The organism is Nocardia sp. NPDC051570 (assembly GCF_044454005.1).
Lineage (GTDB): Bacteria > Actinomycetota > Actinomycetes > Mycobacteriales > Mycobacteriaceae > Nocardia.
In genome coordinates, this window is the sequence record NZ_JBITDI010000052.1 from 1 (window position 1) to 6823 (window position 6823).

The following is a 6823-nucleotide window of genomic DNA, read 5'->3' on the forward strand; positions in this document are numbered from 1 at the left end:
ATATCCGTAGGGCTGCTGAACGCCGCCGCCCTCTCCGTCATGCTGGGGGCCGTTGCCAGTGAGGTCGAAGCTGTTGATGGGGTCGGCGTTGGCGTAGTCGTAGTTGTTGGCTGAGCCTCCGGAGACGGGGTCGGTTTGCAGGAATCGTCCCAGCGCCGGAAGGTAGGTGCGGGCGCCCATTTCGATCGCTTGGACTCCGCCGAGGTGTTCGATGGGGAGTTCGTGTTGGCCGAGCCATCCGAAGTCCATTCCGCCTTCGGCGGTCGTCGGGATCGGAATGTCACCGATGGCGCCGGTGCCCGGGTCGATGTTCTGCCCGTACGGGTCGTACAGAGAGATGGAGGCCGAGCGGGCGGCGGTGCTGTCGGCGGTGAACAGGACGTCGCCGTGGATGTTCGGGTACGCCCAGCTGGTTTGTCCGGGTGAGGGTGACAGTATGCCCGGTGCCGGTGCCGGTGCGGGGGTGGTCGTCGTGGGGGATTTCGTCGGCGTGGCAGTCGTCGCGGAAGCACCACTGGTTCCGGCCGTCGCGGGTGTTTCGGTCTTCTTCGGTGCGGGAGCTGTCAACGGTCCGGTGGGTGTGGGTGACGGTGTGACTGGTAGCTGGTTCCTCGCTGCGACAGGTGCTGCCGCTGGTGTCCGTGTGGGCGGTGTGGAACTCGGGTGCGCGGTCGTGGGGGTCGAGGTGGTTGTCGATGGTATTGCTGGGGTCGGCTTGGTTGCCGATGTGGTCGGCGCCTGCGGGTGAGTTGTCGTTGCCGAGGCAGGTGCGTGTGGTGCTGGTGTCTTCGTCGGAACGGTGCTGGTAGTCGTCGCGTTCGGTGAGGCGGTGGTCAGCGGTGAGTGCGGTGTGGTCGTCGACGGGGTGGCCGGTGCTGCGTTAGTCGCCGAGGTCGAGGGTATGGCCGCCGAGCGGGCGGTGGGGAATCCTTGGGCGGGTTGGGCGTAAGTCTTGGTCAGCAGTACCCCGCCGGGCAGCCCGAGGATTCGTTGCAGCATCGCCCCGGAACCATCGAGGATCACGTCCGGGCTGGCGGCACCGGTGCTATACCCGTAGTGCGTGGTCCCGTTCTGTTCCGGTTTCGCCGCCCCGGTAACGGTGCGAGTGATCAACCGGTTGACCGGATCGTGGCTGTAGGAGATCAGTGTCCCTGCAGCGGTTTTGGTGGAGGTGTGTCGTTTGGTGGCGTCGTACCCGAGTTCGTCGCCGCCGACTTTCACCGCGTCGCCGTGCACGTCATAGGTCACCGCCATACTGGTTGCGCCGCTGGTGGACAGCAACCGGTCGGCGTTGTCGTAGCAGTAGCTGGTGACCGCGGGTGCGCCGCCGTCGAGGATGTCGGTGAACGAGGTGCGGTTGGTGTTGCGGCCCGCCGACGGCGCCGGTCCGCAGCCGTTCCCGCCATCGAACGCGTAGGTCAGCTGGTGATGCGGCACCGTCGCCGCGACCAGACGGCCGACAGCGTCGTAGGTGTAGGCGTAGGACGCAACCGCATTCCCATCGGCAGTGACCACATCGTTGGTGATTCGGTTGCCGCGGGATCGGGTGACGGTGTCGGTGACCGCGGACTGCGAGGTCTTCCATGTCAACGCAGTCGGCGTCCCCGAGGTGTTGCGGTCCAGCGCGTCGAGCCGAGACCCGTTGCCGTACCCGACATTCGCCAACTCACCGGCATCGGTGTAACCAGGGGTGGCGATCGTGTCACCGTCCAATGCAACCGAGGTCACATGCGAGGCGTCGTCCCAGGCATAGGTGGTTACGCTGGTGGCCCCTCCGACGGTGACGGTGTTCTTGATCAACCGCCCGACCTGATCGTAGATGCTGTCGGAAACCACCCCGGACGCATCGGTGGAACGGATGGTTCGGCCGTTCAGGTCGACGACCGTGGTGACCGATCCGGACTCGTCGGTCACCTTCCTGGTCAACGGATCCCCGCCGACCGCATAGTCGTAGGTCACGGTGCGGGCGGGTTTACCGCCGAATTCCGGGAATGTTTGCTTCACTACTCGCCCGCGGGCGTCATAGCTGCTGCATGCCCAGCCGCCGTCCCCGATCCGGGAGGCGACGACACGTCCGGCGTTGTCGTACACCGATTCCCCGACCAAGGCCGGGCCGTCGGTCGGTTTCGGGCCGGTCACGGTCTTGCCCAACCCGGCCTGATTCGCCGCCGCTGCGTTCGCGTCACACGGGTTCGCACGGGACTCGCTGTCGCCGTAATAGGTTGTGGCGCTGCGCTTATCGGCGGATCCGATGTCACCGGCGGGCAATGCACCGGCAAGGCTGCGCAGGTACCCGTCGCCGGGTTTCTCGTAACTGTGCCTCGCGGTGAGGTTCACACCGCCGGGATCGGCCGTGGTCGACACCGCCAGCCCGAACACTGGATCGATCCCGACCGCCGGATCAGAAAAGCCGGTAGCACGACGCACAGAAGGGGCCCGTTCGATGTTCCCGCCGGAGGTGTCATCGGCGAGTGAACCGGTCGCCAGCCCGTAGCGCGGGGCCAGATTCTGGCCGGGCACCGTGACCGGTGTCGACGAACCCGGCGGGGTCCACGTGAAACTCAGTGCACCCGATGTGCCGGAGCGGTTGTAGTAGTCGACCCGGACCCGATGCCAGCTCCCCGCAACAGCATTCGTGTACTTACTACCGGCAACAGCGGTGGAGGCCTTGTCGTTCCACGAGTCCACCAGCAGCACGTCATCGATCCACAACCGGACCCCGTCCACGACGGTGAACCCGAGCCCGTAGTCACCGGTGGCCGGGAATTGGATCTCGCCGGTGAAACGACCCGACCAGCCACCGATGTTCGGCACAGGTGGGGTGTTCGCCCAGGTTCCCGACAGTGAGCCGTCGGCTGGACCGATGCCGGTCGCCCACACCGTCGGTACCCCCGACAGTAACGGGTTGTCGTAGAGCGCCGTCTGCAATCCGACCAATCCCTGGTCGTAATCGGTGTGGCCGTGCGGCATCGACCCCGCGCACGCCGCCGTCGGGGTCTGCCCGGTGAAACACGAGCCCGGGGCCGGACCGTATTTGTCGGTCGGGCGATCGGCATGGTCATAGACGGTGGTGGAGCGCCGACCCGCCGTATCGACCGTGGCGAGCGGCAGGTCCTTCTTCGGGTTCCATTCCGCGCTCGTGCTGACACCCACACCGTCGGTGGCGGTCAGCCCACGACCGGCGTCGTCCCAGGTGACTTTGCGGGCGAATCCGATCTGCGGTCTCAACCCCGCTACTTGCACGATCGCCTGCTTGCGCGGGAAGTCGTAGAGGTAGGAGTGCTGCTGCCGGTTGGTGAACTGCAACTTGTCCATGGTCGGCAACTGCACCTTGGTTGCCCGGAACTTCTTCTCCCGCTCCGAATCCTGATCACCAGGAATATCGGCCACCAGGGCATAGTCAATATCGGTCACAGCCTGGTAGGGCAGAGAGAACGACGGCCGGGCCGCCAGCCAGTCATTGCCCAGCGGAGTCCGGACCTTCGTGACCGGGCCGTGCGGGCCGTCACGGTCCTCGATCGGATCCACGATGTCACAAATATCCGGCTGGCCCTTCTGCGGATTCGGACGACACACCTTCTTCTCCAGAATCCGCAAATACGCGAAATCCGACTGCTCCGCACCCGGGTTCTCGATCCGTGCCAGGGTCAGCCGGTCGTACCACAGCCGGGTCTCGGTACCGTCCCAGTAACTGATCCGGCACAACTTGCCCTGCGGCGCACTCGTCGCACCCCTCGGCTTGGCCGCACCTCCATAACAGGAATCGCTGTTGTCGGTGTTGTAGGACAACGTGTGTGTCCGCCCCGACACCGGGTCCGTGATCTGCGTCAACCGCGGCGGGGTACCGGAGTAAAAATATTGCAGCGCAGCGGGTTTCTTACTGTCCAGCACCGAGGACACCGCGGCCAGGGTGCCGTCGGGGTTGAACAGTGACACCGCACCGTTCTCGGTCACCGAGATCCGGCCGTTCGCGTCGAACGCCAGCACCCCGTCCTCATCCGGTGGTGGGGTGTAGCCGCCGGCTGTGCGGGCCCAGGAATGCGCGCCGCCCGCGGTGTCGGTCAACACCACCGCCCCATCGAGCAGCTCCGCGTGGGTGTAACCACTGGCCGGGGCGGCAAGCTGCCAGCCCGGCGGCAGCGGCGACGTATCCTGCGGATACAGCGCATCGGTGGTGATCAGCTGCGGCCGAATCGGGTTGGTGCGCACCCACAGCTGCATCACTCCCGGATCCAGGCTGCGGTGATACAACTCCACCTTCACCGGGACACGCTGATTCTTCTTCAACGCAATCGCATCGGTCCAACCATCCAGTCTCGCGCCGATCCGGCCGATGTTGAACCGGTCCGGGTGGTCGTAGATCAGCTTGTCGTCGACCCAGATCTTCGCGCCATCGATATGCGCACCGGTGAACTGATAGTTCCCGGGATCGTCGGGCTGGAAGTAGCCCTCCCACCGGACCACATACCAGTCCGGCGCCAACGCCGGTGGGCGAGTGCGTGATTCCCACGCGCCAGGGATCAGTGATCCGTTCGGGTTCTGTAACAGGTTGGTCCAGTTCAGATTCACCTGCGACTCACCGCGCACCAACACCGGCGCATCATCGGGAGTGCCATTGTGACGGGAATCGTTGAAATACGACGCCCGCATCCCATGCCCCTCCCCGGCCTGGGAGTTGTACACGAACCTCACCCCGGCATTACCGCCGACCGCAGTGAAGCCGGGTCCGCCGGCCTCGACGTGGGCGTTGCCGTTGAACAGGTTCACCGTGACCGGCCCCATCGTGTCGGTCGGCACCGGACCTGGTACACCGATGCGTTGATCCACCGTGAAATGTCCGACCCAGCGGGCCGGGGTCGTGGTCACGCCGTCCTTGATCGCGGTATCGACGGTCCAGGTGTAGCGGCCGCCGTCGTGCAGCACATACTTCGGGACCGTCCACGACGGGGAGTCCAGGCAGCCGGAATCCACGACACTGCCCGAGCGGCCGTCCGCACCGGTGGAGATCTTGAAGCAGTACCGAGTCACATCGCCGGACGGATTGGTCACCGGCGTAGCCTTCAACGTCGGGGTCAGCGTCGAAAGCACCGCGTCATCGACCGGGCCGACCATCGCCGATTCCGGTGGCGCGGTGCCGTAATCGACGATCAACCGCACCTGCAACTGCTTATAAGAGACCTCATCGGTTTCGCTGCCGGTCAGCATCAACCACGCGTTATTGTCATTCGCCGCGACCCGTCCGGCGACGAAGTCGGTCAACGCCTGGGACTGCATCGACCCCGCATCCCCGATCGGCCCCGACGCCAGCGTCTGGCCGACCGCACCGTAACCGAGCGGGCTACCGGCCTGGGAGACGTTCGAGGTGAACGAGTTCGAGGTCCCGTCGGTGCCGGTCCGCTGGAAATCCAGTCGCGCACCGACCACCGTCTTCCCTGTCACCGGGGTGAAGTCGAACCGGAACCCCGACCGCCATAACAGGTTCTGGTCGTTGGGCCGGGAGTTTCCTATCGCGATGCCGCAGGTGTTCTCGCAGCCCGCGCTGCCGTCGGACTTGTATGCGATCGTCGACGGCTGATTGTCGTAGCCGTAGGTGTAGGTCGGGTCGATCGTGACCGGGAACCGCCGAGCCTTGTCGGTCAGCCATTTCTTGTCCACCGAGATCGTCAACAGCCACGAGTCCCCTTGGGGCGCCAGGCTGTACGAGCCACCGGCCCGGGCCGGTGACTTGCCGTTAGCCCCGGCCGAATCCCACACCGATACCGGCGGCAACCCCGCCACCACGGCACCGGACGAGTCGGTGAGCACCACCGTGTCGCCCTGCACCTTCGGGATCAGCCCGCCGGTGTTCATCCGGAACACCCACCGCCCGTCGCCCACCGCGGTCGGCGACTTCACGATCAGTGACTCCTTGACCTCCCCCTGCGACACCGCGTAGGTCAGATCCGTGCCCGCCAGCACGTTCGCATAGGTCACGGTCGAATCGGTCACCGTCCGGTGAGACTTGTCGGCGCCCTGCAGCGCCATCGTGACCGCGGTCCCGTTGCGGTCGATCCGCACGAGCGACGAATCGTCACCGGCTTCCGCGAATCCCACACGGCCACCGGCGATCGCCGCCGACGCGGTCTTCGAACTCTTGTCTTCTGTCAGCTTGGTCTCGGCCGGAGCCCAACCGCCCCGGGTGTCGGGCACACTCACCGGAACCGGGGACAGCACCACCGAGCGTGTGCCGTTGGCATTGGTGTACTGGACCGACCGCTCCGACCGGCCCGACTCCTTCGACGACTTCGGATCGAAACCGGGACGCGCCCCACCAGTACCGGCCAGCGGCCCATAGTCGGCCGCCGGACGCGGCGGCGAATCGAGCGTGGGTCCGCCCGCGGGCGACAGCAACGGCACCGCAGGTGCTTTCGGTCCCGAGCCCAGGTGCGACACGATCACCTGCGCCATCGTCACCACCAGTGCGGCCGCCAGCACGACCACGCTCACCCGCAGCCACATCGGCCACCGGGAATGCACCCGCAGATCCTTCAAAGACCACGCGCTGTTCGGCATCGAGATCCCCCTCCGTCTCCACCTGTATGCCGCTGATCGACACCGGGAAGTGACTACGAGACTGACGAAAGCCGTTGTCCTGCTGGATAACACGTCTCGACAGTCGGCGCTATTGGAGCACATACCGACCGGATGCGGATGGGACTCGATGACGTGTCTATGGTCAGCCAACGCCAGCCTAGGGGCACCCGCCACCCAGGGACTCGCCGCCGGCAAGGTCGCATCAGTCCACGAGCTGATCTCGATGCCATTACTTCGTCCTCGATACAGC

Annotated in this window: 1 protein-coding gene; it reads right to left on the minus strand. The window is 65.6% G+C overall.

What is annotated here, in order from left to right; translation table 11 throughout:
- Positions 1-6552, minus strand: a 6552-nt coding sequence (locus ACIA76_RS43450; RefSeq protein ID WP_397161406.1) for a PA14 domain-containing protein, incomplete at its 3' end; no start/stop codon positions are given.
- Positions 6553-6823: the final 271 nt, after the last annotated feature.